The sequence below is a fragment of the Duganella sp. genome (assembly GCF_039595735.1).
Taxonomy (GTDB): Bacteria; Pseudomonadota; Gammaproteobacteria; order Burkholderiales; family Burkholderiaceae_D; genus Rugamonas.
Window position 1 is genome coordinate 89,748 of the sequence record NZ_JBCNLB010000008.1, and the last position, 16,027, is coordinate 105,774.

A 16,027-nucleotide genomic window follows, 5' to 3' on the forward strand; every position below is an offset into this window, starting at 1 on the left:
ACGGCGGATGAGGCGCCCGCCCGCTGCCATGTGGACCAGGCACGACTACGCAAGACATGCTGTTTCTTTGTCATCCCACCGGCAATCGCTGGTCACTGCCGATAGTATCGCCGCTACCCACGGCATGGTCAATCGAAATGTTGCCCAAACGTCCATGTTCATGGCGCAGGCATTGCGGAGAGGAAATGAAGTGCGCGCACGGCGCGGGCGGAAGGAAAAAACCCGGCCGCAGGAGGCGGCCGGGCGGGGTCGATCAGTTACGGCGCAACAATTTCAAAGTAGGTGGTCGGGCCGTGCGTCAGCTTGGACGTGTCCAGCGTGACGGTCAGCGTGCTGCCGCTCACGGTACCGGGGATCAGGTCCTTGCGCACGCCGTTCAGGGTGTTGGAATACACCTTGAGGGCAGCCGCATTGCTGTTGGTCAACGTCAGGTTGACGGTGCCAGTCTTGATCATGACCGGACCGGTGCCATTGTCCAGCATGGTGGTCTCGTTGGCGTCCGAGAACTTCATATTGCTGTTGCGGGCATCGGTGGCAAAGATCACCAGCATGCGCTTGCTGGAACCGATAGGCTGGCCATCCATCGACGACACCGACACCAGGGCCGGGCCGCTGGCGGTATTCACGCGCAGGCTGCCGATGGTCAGCGCTTCCGGCGTGGCGAACACCACCCCTTCAGTCTTCGGCGTCTTGACGATCATGCGCTTGCGGCTGGCGTCCACGTTCAGCTCGCCGGTATCGCTCTGGAACACGCCGGACACCACGTTGTCGCGCACATTGTTGACGTCAAACAGGTGTGGCGCGTTGCCAGCGGCGGTGGCGGTTTTGCGCATGCTGGTCACGCGGTTGTTGAACACGTCCAGGTCCCAGTTGCCGGTGGCGCTCGATTCGGCCGGCGGCACCCAGGGGGTGGTCGTGGTCGGGGCTGCCAGCAGCGTGGACGAGGCCGTATCCAGCGGCTGCTTGGCCAGCGCCGGGTCCAGGCTCGGGTTGTAGATCACCTTCAACTGGTAGTTGTTGGGGACCAGTTCCGCGTCGTACAGGTTGCGGCCGGCCGCGGCGCCGTTGTAGTCGATACCGATCTGGCTGATCATGCTGATGCGGCGCATGTCAAAGTTGACGTTGGTGTACGGGGTGCTGACATCCACGTTGGCCGGCGTCATCTTGATCGCATAGCGGCGGCGCGCCGGCGACACGTCGCCACGCAGGAACAGCAGGGCTGCCAGCGTTTCATTGGCGCGCTGGATCGGGTCAGTGCCGACCATGTACGGGTACATGCGGTCCTTGCGGCCGGTGCCCTCGTCATAGCCCAGGATCACAGCCAGCGTATGCTGGGAAATCATGCTCCATTGCTGGAACGCGGCGATCGCCGGTACCGCCATGCCGGACTCGCGGCGGAATTTGTTCCAGTAGATCTGGCCATATTCCGAGACCGTGAATGCCTTGCCATACACGCGGCTGGTGCTCAGGTCGACGATGTATTGTCCCCAGCCCGCCAGCATGCTGTCCTGGCTGCTGACAGAACCCGGGTCGACAAAGTTGCTGGCCGCCCCGTTGAAATAGCTATGCATGTCGATCCAGTCGAACTGGGCGCGCGAGGCGGTGGACTGCGCCGAGACCCAGGCATCGTAGGCCGTGACCAGCCCTTTGTAGCCATAGTTGGGCAGATCCTGGCGCAGGTAAGCCGTCATCCAGTCGGCGGTAGTTTTTTCCAGGTCGGTCAGGAAGCGCAGGGTATCGGCCATGCGCGGGGTCGAGCCGGCCGAGAGCGACGCCAGGGCCACAGTGTTGGCCTCAAGGGTTTCGGTCGATTTCAGCTCGGTCTTCCAGGTCGTGGCCATCACGCTGGTGGTGCCGTATTTCTTTTTCAGCCAGGCGTTGAACAGCGGCGTCAGCCCCGGCGAGAAGCCGTAGCGGTTGACGAAGATGCTGCCGCCTTCGTTGACCAGGATCAGGCCGGCCAGGGCCGGGTCCTTCAACAGGCTCATGCCGGTATATGGATTGACCGAGGCAAACAGCTTGTCCACCATCTTCTTCCAGTGGGCCTGCGCTTCCGGATCGAAGAACACGCGCTTGCCGAGGTACTTGGAATCAATCCAGCGCTTGGTGATATTGCCGTAGCCGCCATTGCCGGACGTGATCACGTCCATGACGTAATAGATGCCGTTTTTCTTCATCTGCGCCAGCAGGTAGTACAGATTGTCCAGCTGGGTAGGATTGAAATCGAAATCGCCCAGACGGTTATCCATCAGGATCGAATCGACAAAGTGCAGGCGCACCATGTTATAGCCGTGCATTTTCCACTGCTGGATGTACAGGTCGGCCTTGGCACGTGGCGGAATGCCGCCGGTGGCGGGGTCGAAGCCGGACGACGCCATCAGGAAGCGTTTGGGCACGGAGGGCGCGCTGGCCACGGCGAACTGGCCGTTCTTGACGATCAGCGGGCTGGTGATGGCCACGCTGGGCGGCGCCAGCGAGGAAAAGTCAAGAATGCTGCCAGCACCGATCTGCAGCGACACGTCTTTGACAGGAGCCCAGGTATCCTGCGCAAAACTGACGAGTGGTAAGGCTGCCAGCAATAGCGACGCGATTTTCTTCATTTAAAACTCCTGTTTCGAAGTAGCGGGAAACGCCGTACGCAGTCGCGCCGTCATTTCGAGTAATACAGTGGATATTGGGACGTTGAGCTGGAATGTATTAGGCCCGGACTGGGCAAGTAAAACGAGTTTACATCCAATTTTCAGCAATAACCAGAGAAGAATTGGTTATAGCCTGACCGCAATTATAGTTATATTCAATGATATAAATCAGACAGGGTTAGCGCTTACTCAAACCTCTTGCCTGCTTGTACACCTCCAGCGTCGCCGCAGCAATGGCGTCCCAGTCGTAGCGGCCCTTCACCCACTGGCGCCGCTGCTCGCGCAACGCATCCGAATTGGGCTGCACCGCAAACGCTTTCATGCGTTCCGCCAGCGCCGTCACCTCTCCTAATGGAGTGTAGTGTTCTTGCGACAAACCAACTTCCAAGTTGGCAGGAATGTCGCTGGCGATCACAGGCAAGCCATACGACAATGCCTCCAGCAGAGCAATAGGCAAGCCCTCATGCGATGACGGTAAGACAAACATGCCAGCATGGCCATACAATTGCGCCAGAGCAGCGCCGCCCTGGGCACCAGTGCAGACAATGGCCGGTGACGCTTCGGCGCGCGCCAGCACCGAACGCTGGTATTCGTCCGGGTGGTCCGAGCCGCCGACGATGGCCAGCTTCCAGCCCGGCAGCGCCGCCTGCTCGAAGGCATCGATCAGGTCCAGGTGGCGCTTCTCCGGCACCAGCCGGCTGACCAGCACCACGTACTTGCCCGCTTCCAGGCCGAATTTCTGCAGGGTGTCGGTGGCCTCAGGCAAAGTCGGCAGAACCACGCCGTTGGGCACCAGGGTGCTGTCGCGGCCGTGCTTGTCGCGCACGATAGCGGCAATCACGCGCGAGATCACAATGCGCCCCTGCGACAGGCGCATGCCCCAGCGCTCGCCAGTGCGCAGCGCCCAGCGCGCGAAACCGCCCCATTTCTGGCGGTCATAGTCGGGGCCGTGGTGGGTCACCACCACGCGCAGGCCCAGCAGGCGCGCCGGCAACGTGACGATGGCCGGGCCGATGGCCTGGATGTGCAGGATGTCCGGCCGGCGCCAGGCCGCATACAGCACCCCCAGCAGGCTGTGCGCGATCGCTTCCAGGCCCTTGGACTTGGGCGCCCACAGCGAGACGAATTTCACGCCGCGCCATTGCGGGCCGGTCTCCGGCAGCTGGTAGGGCTTGCGCGCCAGCACCGTGACGTCGCAGCCCAGCGCCGCCAGGCGCGGGCACAGGTTCTCGGCGTGGGTTTCCACCCCGCCCTGCACGCCCGGAAAGCCGCGCAGGCCCAGCATCATCACACGCAATGGTTTGCTCACGTGCGCGCTCCGTCAAACACGGCCAGCACCTGGCGCGCCAGCACGGTCCAGCTGTAATCCGATTCCAGCAGCTTGCGGCCGTTGCGGCCCAGTGCGGCGGCATGCTCGGGGTCGTCCAGCAGTGCCAGGATCTTGGCCTGCATGGCGTCGAAATCGTCCGGCGCGGCCAGCGCGCCGGTCACGCCCTCGGTCACCAGGCCGCGGTAGAACAGGAAGTCCCACACCACGGCTGGCAATTGCATGGCCATCGCTTCCAGGCAGGTGCCCGGCAAGCCCTCGTAGTACGAGGTGGCCGCGTACACGTGGCTGCGGCGATAGTAATTCACCATCTGTTCAAATGGCACCTTGCCGGTCAGGGTGACGTTGGCGGACAGCGGCGCCAGCTCGCTGTTCACCCAGGCGTCATCCTCGCCGTAGCCGACGATGCAGATGCGGATGTCCGGCCTGGCGGCCACCAGCTGGCGGCACAGGCGCACCATCGGCACACTGCCCTTGCGGCGCTCGATACGGCCGGAGAACAGCACGTCGATGTCCTTGGCCACGCTGTCGTCCGGCTGAAACTTGCGGGTGTCGGCGCCGTTCGGGATCACAGTGATCGGGCCGCGGTAGCCGTAGGCCTGCACTTCCTGACGGCCCTGCTCGGTCAGCGTGATGACCTTGGCGCTGTGGGCAAAGATGCGCTGCTCCATCCATTTCTTGATGGTCAGCGACAGGCCTTTCCACTGGCTGTCAAAGTGGCGCACCGGGTAAAAGCCGCCCGACATGCCCAGGTAAGTGGTGTGCGCGGTCAGCACCATGGGGATGTGCGGCGGCAGGAACAGGCCGGGAATCAGCGGCGGGAAGTGGAAGTTCACCCACTGGATCTTGCCTTCGCGGTGCAACTGGGTGAGCACCTTGCGTGCCTGCCAGGCCCAGGTGAACAGGCTGAAACGGCCGGTGCGCAGCGGCAGGTGGATGACTTCCACGCCCGGATAGCTGCGCGGGGTCTGGTAATCGTCGCCGGTGACCAGGTACACCGGCGGGTGGCCGGCCGGCAGATTGGCCAGGAAGGAGTCGACATAACGGGCAATCCCGTGCACGCCATAAAATTGCGGGAAAGCGATGGCTATCATACGGCCTTAATCCTTGGAGGTGATTTCGAAATAGGTGGTTGGTCCCTGGGTCAGCGCGCCGGTGTCGAGGGTGAAGGTGATGCGCTGGCCCTCGCGCGTGAACGGAATCAGATCACCGCGCTGGCCGCGCAGATCGACCGCGTACACCTTCAGCCTGGCGGCATTGACATTGTCCAGGCTCAGCTTGATGCGACGGTTTTGCAGCAGCACCGGGCCGGTGCCGAGCTCGCGCAAGGTGGTCTCGGCGCCATCCTCGAAGCACATGCCGGAGTTGCGCGCATCGGTGGCCAGCACCAGCAGCATGCGCTGGCTGGAGGCCAGCGGCTGGCTATCCACCGACGACACCGCCACCATGGCCGGGCCGTCCGCTTCCAGTACGTTCAGCTGCCGCAGGGTTTGCGGTTCCGGCGTATCGAACACCACGCCCTCGGTGTGCGGCGTGGTGACGCTGAAGCGGCGGCGCTGGGTTTCCATCAGCAACTGGCCGGTGTCGCTCTGGTAAATGCCCTGCATGGCGTCGCTGCTGTTGGCGGCCGGCAGCAGGCCGCCCGTGCGCAACGCGGCCAGGCGGCGGCTGATGCGCGCCAGGATGGCCGGACGGCTGTTGTCCACCCGCTCCCCTGCCTTGCCGCCGTAGTCGCGCGCCAGCGCACCCAGCTTTTCGGTCACGCTGGCCGGCGCGTCCACGGTCTTGCCGGTGCTGCTGAGGACGATGCTGCCGGCGCCCGGCTTGATCATCGCCTCGTAGCGCGCAGTTGCGCCGGCGCGCGCACCGGTATCGAGCGCAAAGCCGGTCACCAGCGCCATGCGCGAGACATCGATGGCGATATTGCCGTAGAACGGGTTGTCCTCGAAGGCGTAGGACGGGGTCAGCTGGAAGGCCACGGTGGACTTGGCCGGCGCCACGTCGCCGCGCAGGTAGAGCAGCGCAGCCAGGGTTTCGCCGGCACGCGCCACCGGATCGGGGCCGACCATGAACGGATAGATACGGTCTTTGCGTCCTCCACGCTCGGCATAACTGAGCGTGACCGGCGCATTGTGCTGGGCAATCACGTCCCATTCCTGAAAAGCGGCGTAGGCCGGCAAGGCCAGCGCCGATTCGCGTCGATAGCGGTTCCAGAACACCTGGCCGTACTCGGACACCGAGTAGGCACGGCCCAGCTGCTTGCCGGACGCCAGTTCGGTAATGTAGCGGCCGCCCTCCCCGATCATGCTGTCCTGGCGCATGACCGACCCCGGCGAGACAAACTTGCTGGGCTCGGAAAAATACGCGTGCAGGTCGACCCAGTCAAACTGGGCGCGCGCCAGGTGGGCCGCCGGCGACGGCCAGTTGTCATAGGCCGTCACCAGCCCCTGGTAGCCGAGCTGACGCAGGTATTGGGTCATCCAGTCGGCGGTGGATTTTTGCAGCGACACGTAGAACTGCTGCGTATCAGCCATGCGCGGGCTGTTCCATGCCGACTGTTTGAGGAAGCCGACCGATTTGGCCTCCACCGCTTCGCCGGCGGCCAGGTCGCTCTTCCAGGCCTTGGACAAGGCGCCTGAGCCTGGGTATTTCTTTTGCAGCCAGGCCGCGAACGGTTCGCGCAGCTCGTCCGACACACGGCCGCGGGTGACGAACTCCAGCCCGCCTTCATTGACGAGGATGATGCCGGCCAGCGCCGGATCGGCCAGCGTGCTGATGCCGGTGTAGGGATTGACCACGCCGTAGATCTTTTCGATCAGTTTCTTCCAGTGGGCCTGGGCTTCCGGATCGTAATAGACGCGCTGCTTGAGGCTGACGGGACGCGTCATGCCATTGTTGCCGTAGCCGCCCGTGTCAGAGGTCAGGCCATCCACGATGTAGTAGATGCCGGCCTTTTTCAGCGCTGCCAGCAGGTAGTGCATGCGGTCCAGCTGGGCGGGGTTGAAGTCGAAGTCGGCCTGACGTCCGGCCATTAGCGAAGCGTCGGTGAAGTGCAGACGCAGCATGTTGTAGCCCCGCATGCGCAGCTGCTTGACATACAGGTCGATACTCATGCGGTCCGGGAAGGCGCCGGTGGCCGGATCGAAGCCTGCCGAGGCCATCAGGAAGCGCTGCGGGCGCGACGGCGAACCGGCGCGCGCCAGTTGCCCGCCCGGCGTCACCACCAGGCGCTCAGTTACCGGCGCGGGCGGCGTCGGCAGCAGGTCCGAGAAATCCAGCACGCTGCCGGGCGCCACCATCAGCGAATTGTCGCGCAGCGGGCGCCAGCCGTCCGCTGCCTCGGCCGACAGCATGAGCGCACCGGCCAGCATCACCACCATCTGTTTTTTCATGCCCTGCTTTCCACTGCGGCGCGCTCGGCCTGCAGCCGGCGGTAAGTTGCGGCCACACTGCGCGCGATGCTGTCATAGCCGCGCTGGCGCAGCACGTACTCGCGGCCCTTGCGCCCCATCTCGCGCATCGCTTCCGGCTCGGCCAGCAGTTCGATCACGGCTTTGGCGAATGCATCCGCGTCCAGCGGCACACAGCGGCCGGCGCCGCTCTCGCGCACCACTTGTTGTTGATCGGGATTGTCATTGACCACCACGGGCAGGCCCAGCCCCATGTATTCCACCGCTTTGGTCGGCGAGGCGCTGTCCAGCAGATAGCCGCGCGGGAACGGCGACAGTCCGATCTCGGCGGCGCGCACATATGACCAGGCTTCGGCCGACGGCCGCCAGCCCAGCCACAGCACGTGCCGGCCCAGGTCGAGCCGCTCCAGTTCTGCCTGCAGCCAGGCGCGGTGGGCCGTGTCCTCGGTGTCGCCGGCCAGTACCAGCAGTACATCTGGATAGTGCTGACGCACAATCAGCAACATGTGGAACAGCACGTCGATCTGGCGCACCGGATCCATCACGCCGAGGTAGGCCAGCACGCGCCGGCCCTGCAGGCGCGCATCGGTGCTGGCGACCACCTGGTCGGGGCCAGCCACTTCGGTATCGACGCCCATTGGCACCGGCGTCATCTTGTCCATCGGCACGCCGCGTGCGGCCAGGTCGCGCTGCATCTGATCGCTTTGCACGAATACATGGTCGGCGCGCGGCAGCACCAGGCGGTACAGCAGCCATTTGCCGACATGGCCCTGCAGCAGCGGGAACCAGAAGCGCATGCCGCCCTTGAGGCCGCGCTTGAGCGCGCGGTCGATCTGCCCTTCCGATTGCGGATACGAAAGCCAGTAGTAGAACGGCAGGCCGCGCAGGCGCGCCACCAGCAGGCCGGCCACCGCGGTGACCGACATGTCGCGCACCTGGATGGCGTCGTAGCGGCGCGCATCCATGCGCATCAGCCCGCGCAGGCCATGCCACAGCTTGACTACATACTGCGCCGCGCGGCCCTGCGGCGCCTGGCACAGCAAGGCGGTGCCGCCGGGCCAGTCGGGCGCCGGCGCCTGCAACTGCTCGGTCAGCAGATCGGTGTGGATGCCCAGACGCGGCAGATACTTGCCAAACAGGGCGATGAGGTCGGCGCGGTGGGTGGGCCAGCCTTCCGCCGTCAGGTACAACAGGCGCACGGGCTGATCAGGCATAGCGCGCCACCTGGGCGCGCACCGCCACTTTCGAGCGCAACAGGCCGTGCGCATTCATCAGGTAGGCCAGGTAACCCAGCACCACCGCCACCACGATTTCCAGCGACACCAGATTGATGATCGAATCGGCATACACCAGTCCCAGCCCGAACAGCACAATGGCGGCCTGGATGGCCAGCGCATCGGCCTTTACGCCCGGATCGTTGACCTCGTTATGCAGACGGCTGGCGGCGAACCAGGCGCTGACCAGGATGCTGACGAACAGCAGGCAGCCGATCATGCCAACGTCCCACAGCAAGGTGGAGATGGCAGTCATGTTGATGCCATAGTTCAGGTACTTCAAGGCGACGTGACCATTGTTGGTCACCGACGAGAAAGAACTGCCCAAGCCGTTACCGATCAGGAAGCTGATCATGTCGTCGCCCTGGCGGCCGAACCAGAAGGTCATGGAGGTAAAGCGGTTCAGCACCATGCCGGTCGAATAGCCCTGGTCGCCCATGTTATAGCGCAGCGAAGTGGCGATCACCTCGGCAGGCGTGCTCTTCATCATGACCACCACGTAGATGTAGCCCAGCGCCATCGTCATCAATGCCATGGCCAGCAAGGCCGGCAGATACCGCAGCGGCGCCTTCATCAAATCCTTGCGCAGCAGACTCAGGCCCACCAGCGGCAGCATCACCACCGCGATCTTGGTTTCGCCCATGCCCAGCGGCGCCAGACAGATGGCTGACAACAACAGCATGCGGCCAGTCTTGAGCAAGCCGGCGCGCCAGCGCGCCAGCAGGAAAGCCACCACGATAAACAGGTACATGACCATCACGGCGTTCGGGCTGCCGCCGTCGAGGTTGGCACCGAAGGTGCCGGCCACCACGTCGGTGGCATCGCTGCCATGCGCCAGTCCGCCGCGCATCGGCACCAGGACGAACAGCTCAAACGCCGCAAACGGCAATTGCAGCAGCCCCACCACCAGCAGGAATTTTTTCCAGCGCTCATACGCTTCGGGCGGGAACACGATCAGGCTGAGCGCCAGCATCAGGCCGAAGGCCTGGAAGTAACGCTTGAAGCCGGCCACGAACTCGCCCAGCGAATACCAGCGCACCGCCGTCACCAGCACCGCATACACCAGGAACAGCACGGCCAGCTTCATGAAGGTCGGCAGGCGGCGCTCTTTGCTCCACATCATGTTGATCAGGGCCGGCGGCAGCAGCAGCATGCTCAGCAGCGATGCGCCCCAGGCCAGCTTACTGAACTTGGGACTGCCGGACAGAATGCCCAGCACCAGGCCCACAATCAGCAGCACCCAGATGGTCAGTTCCGGCACCATCAGCAGCAGGGGGCCGACGATCATGGCGGCCGCCAGGCCAACCAGCAGCGGGCTGCCGGTCACCGCGACCAGGCCGAACAGCAGTGCCAGGCCGAGGCCGCCCAGCAGCAGCGCGACCAAGGTCCAATTCCCCTTCGTGCGGCGGCGATATGTCGTAGAGAGGGTTCTCAAAATACTGTCCTTCAAACTATAGGGTAGACCGCGCCGGCAGGCCGCCGGCCGCGCTTAATCGGCGTTCGGTCCCAGCCCGGCCACACGCGCCAGCGCATCGGGCGGCAACACGCGCAGCATGGACTGGATGAATTCCTGTTGTACTGCGTAGGCATCGGCGGCATTGCCGTCGATCGACGAGACGCGCACCAGCAGGCCGTCCGGCACCTGACGGCGTACGGCGTAGCGCATCTGCTGCTTCTTGCGGTCCCAGTCGCTGTTGACGGCGTGCTCGCCGACGGTGAACCAGTAGCTGACCATCTCGTGGCGCGCGCCGCTCAGCGCTTCCATGCGGCGGATCGGCAGCGCGCCTTGCGCCACGTTCAGCACGTCCTTGCTCTTGGACATGATCTGGAAGCCCTGGGCCGGGTAGCAGCCTTCCGGGTCGTGCGCAGCCAGGCCGTCCGACTGGTTGGCGCCGTACGGCACGCTCAGCATGATGCGGTAGCCCGACTTGTTGACGTAGGTGCGGGTCAGCACCTGGGTGTAGATCTTGGCCAGCGCGGCACTGACGTCCGGGCTGACTTGCTGGTAAACCACCTTGTCGTCGACGATCCAGTCGCCAAACTGGCGCGGCACCAGCGTTTCCAGATTGACCGCCGGCCCCATGTCAGCAATGCGCTCCGTCGGGCGCAGCACCACGGCCATGGCCGAGGAGCAGACCATCAGGCCCAGCAGTACCAGGTTGCGTGCAGAGTTTTTCATAATGCAGCCTCGCGCGCGGCCGGCGGCTGGCGCCGGCGCACGATATATTGCAGGAAGGTGTCCAGACCCAGGATCAGCAGCAGCGCGCTGATGAACAGAACCATGCCGGCAAAGCCGTGCAGGAAGCCCTGGCCGGCGGCGTCGCCGAAATAATACGTGATCAGGGTCAGCGTGATCACACGGATCACGTTGGCGGTAAACGAAATCGGAATGATCAAAATGGCCAGCGCAATATTGCGGAACGCCGAGGTATGACGCACCACGTTCAGGTAGAACAGGCCCAGCGACTCCAGCGTCAGCAGGGTCTGCAAACCAGCGCAGGCGTCCGCCACCATCAGCTGGTACTGGCCGATCTGCAGCACCACGCCGGTACGGGCGATCGGGTAACCGACCCAGAACAGCAGATGCTCGGTGGCGTACGATACCGCCATCTTCATCGGCATGGTCACGCTGTCGACAATCACGCTAGGCAGCGGGATCATGAACAGCATGAAGAAGAACGGGAACCACTGGCGCTTGAGCGCAGCGCCGCCATAGACCATGAGCAACAGGCCGGCCAGCATGACGATGAAGGAGCCCATCTCGAACATCAGGATCTCTTGCGAGCGGCCGATGATGTACAGCAGCAGCGCAAAGCCCACCAGCGTCCAGCCGCTGCGGGTGGCCGGCGCCTGGCCGGCAGCCTGCTGCTGCATGTCGCCCCATTGGCGCTGCAGCAGCCAGATCGACAGGACCAGGATGATCGGTCCGTGCGCGTAGTTCTCGTTGGTCCAGATGCCGGTCAGCAGGTCGTACAGAGTCGGCAGATACAGGATCAGCAAACCCAGCTGTACCGGCCACCAGGCCGACACCCGCTGCTTCCAGGCAGCAGCGGAGTGCATGGCGGCGCTATTGCTCATGACCTGGCTCATCACTTGTCAATCATGACTGCGCCGACCACTTCGGCGCCGCTGTGGCGGATTTCCTCGGCCACAGTGTTGATGTCGGCCAGCAGCGTGTGGTCCTTGCGGCCGATCAGCAGCACGCCGCCGGCGCGCGCGGCCACCGCCAGCGCATCGGCGCCGAGGGCGAACGGCGCCACGTCGTACAGGGTGACGTCGTGGTTGGTTTCCAGCTGGGCATTGAGGGCGGCAAACGCCGCGCGGCCCAGCAGTTCCTGCGGATTCGGCGGCAAGGTGCCGGCGCTCAGCAGCGACAGCGAGACAAAGCTCGGGATGCGGGTGACCGCGCTGACATCGGCACGGCCGGCCAGGATGTCGGACAGGCCAGGACCCGGACGCTGGTCAAACACGGCGTGCAGGCCCGGCTTGCGCAGGTTGGCGTCCACCAGCAGGGTGTTTTCGCCCAGTTGCGAGAACACCACGGCCAGGTTGGCGGCAAACATGCTGGCGCCGTCCGACTCGTTGACCTGTACCACCGCCAGCGACTTGCGGCCGCGCGCGAACCAGCGCAGCATCAGCTGGCTGCGCACCGCGCGCAGCTGCTCCACTTGCGGGCTGAACGGCTGGTACGCGGCCAGCAGCTCTTCCGAGAATTTGTTTTCGCCGGCCTGCAGATAAGGATAGTCAAACTGGCGCGCCAGCACTTGCTGGATGTCGGCCTCGGTAATCAGGCCCAGACGCTGGGCCGCCTCGCCGAAGCGGATGCCCAGTTCTTTTTGCATGCGCAAGACGCGCTCAGCGCTCTCAGGCGTGATCTTGCCCGAGGCAAGCAGGATGCCGCCGATGCTGGAATCGGCCGAGCTTGGCATGGTCGGAATCGACATTGGAGAATTCATGGCAGTGTCTTTCATTAGTTCAAACGCAGGCGACGCGACAGCAACAACTGGGAGCCGCCAAAGCGCGGCTTGCGCTTGGCGTGCATGTCCAGCACGCCGAATACCGGGATGCCCAGCACATCGCTCAGGTCATCCGACGAGCGCAGGCGGCGTTCCAGCATTTCCGCCACCAGGCCCAGGCCCACGCCCAGCATGGTGCCCAGCACCAGTGCCAGCGCGGTATTCAGCAGCACTTTCGGGCCGCTCGGCTGGGTCGGCACCACGGCCGGGTTCAGGATGGCGATGTCGGCCTGCTCGGACTGGCCTTCAATGCGGGTTTGCGAGGAGCGCTGGGCCGCGGTGTCAAACGCGCGCTGGGCGCTTTCCACGTCCTTCAGCAGCACGCCCATCTCGTCGCGGGTGCGGTTCAGTTCCAGCACCTTAGTCTTCTGCTGGGCCAGGGCGGCACGGATTTCCGCCTCGCGCTGACGCATGATCTGCTCGCTGTTGGTGACCGCGTTGGAGGTGGCCTTGATCTGGGCCGCCAGCTCGGCACGCAGCTTGTCCAGCTCGGCCTTGGTGCTCTGGTATTGCGGGTGGTTCTTGTCCAGACGGTTGGACACGTCGGCGAATTTCGCCTCGGCGTTGCTGACCGCCATGCGCAGATTCTGGATCAGCGGGTTGTTGGCCACGTCCGGCGATTCACCGGCCTGGCCCGAGGCCACGTGACGGCGCGAGCTGGCTTCAATCAGCTGGCTTTGTGCCACCACCAGCTGCGACGACAGGTCGTTCAGGCGGGCCGATTCCACGTCCAGGCGGTTGTCCACGCTGACGATGCCGTGTTCCTGCTGGTACTTGGACAGGCGGCCCTGCGCCGCTTCCAGGTTGTCGCGCAGGATCTTGATCTGGTCATTCAGGTAGACCGAGACTTTTTTCATCGGGTCAACCTTGAGCAGGATGCTCAGGCGCTGGTATTCCTCGGCAAAGGCGTTGGCCACCGCCGCCACGAACTGCGGATCGGAACCCTTGAAGCTGATTTCGACCAGGCTGCTTTCCTTGGCCGGCATGGCTTCGATCTTGCGCAGCAGCAGGTCCGCCAGCCAGTCGCGCACATTGCCGGCGCCGCCGGTGGCGTCGTTGAACTGTTCCACCACGGCCGGGCTTTCCGCCAGTTTCAGGCGGTCCACCACGCGCAGCGCGACGTTTTTGCTGGTGATGATGTCCACCTGGGTGGCCATATAGCCGGGCAACATCTGGCCTGGCATGCTGAGGCCGGTGACCGGGTCCACGCCCTTGGCATTCAACAGAACGGACGAGCTGGCCGTGTAGGTCTTGGGCAGCAACTTGCTGACCACGAAAGTGGTGATCACCGTCACCAGCACGGTGGCCAGGATGATCTTGTAGCGCGCGCGCAAGATAAGCAGGAACTGGGACAGATTCATGGCGTATTTCTCTTAGGTAAGACTCCCGGACGGCAGGCGCCGTCCGGTCGGATGGGGCTTAGAACCAGCTTTCGCTGACATAGACTACATCATCGTTGCGCAGCAAGTCATCATGCTTGGCCTTGATGACTTCCAGTTTGCCACTGGCGTCACGGCGCTTGATGCGGATGTCGCGCTCGGTGCCGCGCGCGGTCAGGCCGCCGCCGGCCGACAGCGCCTGCACCACGGTCATGCCGCGCTCCAGGCGGAACGAGCCCGGACGCTGCACTTCGCCGTAGATGTAGACGCGCGGCGCGCGCTCGACGTACAGCACGTCGCCGCCGGCCACTTCCAGGTTGCCGGCCAGTTCGCCGTCGCGCACCAGGCCGATGACGTCGATCACCTGGCGCGTGCTCTTGCCATCTTTGTTGCGGATCAGCACCACCGACTCGGCGCCATCTTGCGCCATGCCGCCGGCCTGGGCCAGCATTTCCAGCACGCTGCGGCGGCCATCCAGCGGGTAGCGGCCAGGGCGGTTGACCTGGCCCAGCACCGACACTTGCTGGCTATTCAGCACGGTGACCAGCAGATTGACCTGCGGTTTCTTGACGAAGCCGCCGCTTTCCAGCAGGCCGGCCACCTTTTTTTCCGCCGCGGCGGTCGACAAGCCGGCCACCGGCACGTCGCCGATCAGCGGCACCGTGATGGCGCCGTTTTCTCCAACGCGGGTTTCCAGCGACAAGTCGGGATTGCCGTACACCGACATCTTGACGACGTCGCCGGCGCCCAACAGCACTTCAGCCGCGCCCGCGCTGCCGACCAGTGCCGCCAGCATCAACCCTACAGCCCAACGCAACAGTTGTTTCATGATCCACCTGACCTTGTAATGTAAAAATTATTTCAAACCGGCTACGCCGCGTTCATTCGCATCCTGCGCCGCGCTGCTGGCCGCAGCCGCCGAAGCGGCCGGCGTCGATGCCGCCGGGGCGCCGCCCGCCGGCGCGTTCAGGTACTCGATCTTGGCGCTGGCGCGCAGACGCTTGACCTCGGCTTCAGCCGCTTCCTTGTTCTTCTTGTTGAACAGGAACTGGGTGATCTGCGGCGTGGCCGTTTCCACCGAAATCGGCGGCGCATCCTTGATTTCAGCAATGCTGATCAGCAGGCTGCGCTCGCCCTCGCGGACGATGAACAACTGGCCTTTCGGCAGCGCCAGCAGCTTGTTGACCAGCTCGGCCGGCAGCTCGGAGCTGGTGCGCGACACCTGGTTGCGGTTGTACTTGACGTGGTGCGCATCAAACCAGGCGGCCGCGTCGTCCAGCGACTTGGCGTTGTCGATCGCCGCCTTGGCGTCGGCATCCAGGCTGGCCGTGGCCAGCACCAGCTGGCGCATGTCAAACTGCTTGCGGTTGGTGAAGAACTGCGGGTTCTTGTCGTAGTATTCCTGCACCTCGGCCGAGGTTGGCTTGGCCGGGGTGCCGATGCGCTTTTGCATATAGGCCTGGGCCAGCAGCAGCGACTTGGCGCGCTCCAGCGCCAGCAGTACTTTCGGATCGCGGTCGAGGTTTTCCTTGATGGCGGCGCTTTGCAGCAGCTGGCGGTCGATCAGCGACTCCAGCAGCTGTTTGCTGGCAGTGGCCTGCTGGCCGGCCTGCACATTGGCGTGCGCCAGCTCGTCGTTGAGCTGCAACACGGTGATTTCTTCGCCATTCACGCTGGCCACAGCCTGGCCAGGTTTTTTGTTTTCTTTCGAGCCACACGCAGACAGCGCGGCTACCGCGATCATGGTCGCGGCACCCAGCCGCAGCGCGCGGCGTGGGAACAGGTTGGCGGAACGAACGGACTTGGTCTGCATCACAATTGCTTCCCCTAGTTGGTGAATACCCAAAATGTTTAATAAAATGGCAAATCCGTTGCACGCGAAGAAGTATGGAACTTGCCTCGCTGATTGTCAACGGCATAATGAAACCCACCCGCCACGGCACGGCCGCGACGCGGCCGGGATTTAACTAAGCTTCAACACA

Annotated in this window: 12 protein-coding genes; all 12 read right to left on the reverse strand. The window is 64.0% G+C overall.

Going from position 1 to position 16,027, the window contains the following annotated elements; translation table 11 throughout:
- Positions 1-257: 257 nt before the first annotated feature.
- Positions 258-2,600 carry a hypothetical protein gene (locus ABDW57_RS15855; protein WP_343731144.1) on the reverse strand — a complete coding sequence of 781 codons (2,343 nt, stop codon included), beginning with the start codon at positions 2,598-2,600 and terminating at the stop codon, positions 258-260.
- 217 nt (positions 2,601-2,817) lie between these two features.
- On the reverse strand, positions 2,818-3,948 hold the full coding sequence (locus tag ABDW57_RS15860) for a glycosyltransferase family 4 protein (protein ID WP_343731145.1): 1,131 nt from the start codon (positions 3,946-3,948) through the stop codon (positions 2,818-2,820).
- Positions 3,945-5,060: a glycosyltransferase family 4 protein gene (locus ABDW57_RS15865; protein WP_343731146.1), complete on the reverse strand. Its 1,116-nt coding sequence runs from the start codon at positions 5,058-5,060 to the stop codon at positions 3,945-3,947. Before ABDW57_RS15865 ends, ABDW57_RS15860 begins: the two co-directional genes overlap by 4 nt.
- 6 nt (positions 5,061-5,066) lie before the next feature.
- Positions 5,067-7,358: a hypothetical protein gene (locus ABDW57_RS15870; protein WP_343731147.1), complete on the reverse strand. Its 2,292-nt coding sequence runs from the start codon at positions 7,356-7,358 to the stop codon at positions 5,067-5,069.
- On the reverse strand, positions 7,355-8,590 hold the full coding sequence (locus tag ABDW57_RS15875; protein WP_343731148.1) for a glycosyltransferase family 4 protein: 1,236 nt from the start codon (positions 8,588-8,590) through the stop codon (positions 7,355-7,357). The genes ABDW57_RS15870 and ABDW57_RS15875 overlap by 4 nt, the downstream gene beginning before the upstream one ends.
- Positions 8,583-10,034, reverse strand: a complete 1,452-nt coding sequence (locus ABDW57_RS15880) for a hypothetical protein (protein ID WP_343731149.1) — start codon at positions 10,032-10,034, stop codon at positions 8,583-8,585. Before ABDW57_RS15880 ends, ABDW57_RS15875 begins: the two co-directional genes overlap by 8 nt.
- A gap of 105 nt (positions 10,035-10,139) precedes the next feature.
- A complete protein-coding gene (gene epsI / locus ABDW57_RS15885; RefSeq protein ID WP_343731150.1) occupies positions 10,140-10,829 on the reverse strand; it encodes an exosortase-associated protein EpsI, B-type in 690 nt (229 codons plus the stop codon).
- Positions 10,826-11,728: an exosortase B gene (gene xrtB / locus ABDW57_RS15890; protein ID WP_343731151.1), complete on the reverse strand. Its 903-nt coding sequence runs from the start codon at positions 11,726-11,728 to the stop codon at positions 10,826-10,828. The genes epsI and xrtB overlap by 4 nt, the downstream gene beginning before the upstream one ends.
- An 11-nt stretch (positions 11,729-11,739) precedes the next feature.
- Positions 11,740-12,606: a chain length determinant protein tyrosine kinase EpsG gene (gene epsG, locus ABDW57_RS15895; protein WP_343731152.1), complete on the reverse strand. Its 867-nt coding sequence runs from the start codon at positions 12,604-12,606 to the stop codon at positions 11,740-11,742.
- A gap of 14 nt (positions 12,607-12,620) precedes the next feature.
- Positions 12,621-14,027: a chain length determinant protein EpsF gene (gene epsF, locus ABDW57_RS15900; RefSeq protein ID WP_343731153.1), complete on the reverse strand. Its 1,407-nt coding sequence runs from the start codon at positions 14,025-14,027 to the stop codon at positions 12,621-12,623.
- Positions 14,028-14,085: 58 nt separating this feature from the next.
- Complete coding sequence (gene epsE, locus ABDW57_RS15905) at positions 14,086-14,874, reverse strand: polysaccharide export protein EpsE (protein WP_343731154.1); 789 nt, start codon at positions 14,872-14,874, stop codon at positions 14,086-14,088.
- A gap of 27 nt (positions 14,875-14,901) precedes the next feature.
- Positions 14,902-15,858, reverse strand: coding sequence for an EpsD family peptidyl-prolyl cis-trans isomerase (locus ABDW57_RS15910; RefSeq protein WP_343731155.1), 957 nt, complete (start codon positions 15,856-15,858; stop codon positions 14,902-14,904).
- Between the last annotated feature and the right edge of the window lie 169 nt (positions 15,859-16,027).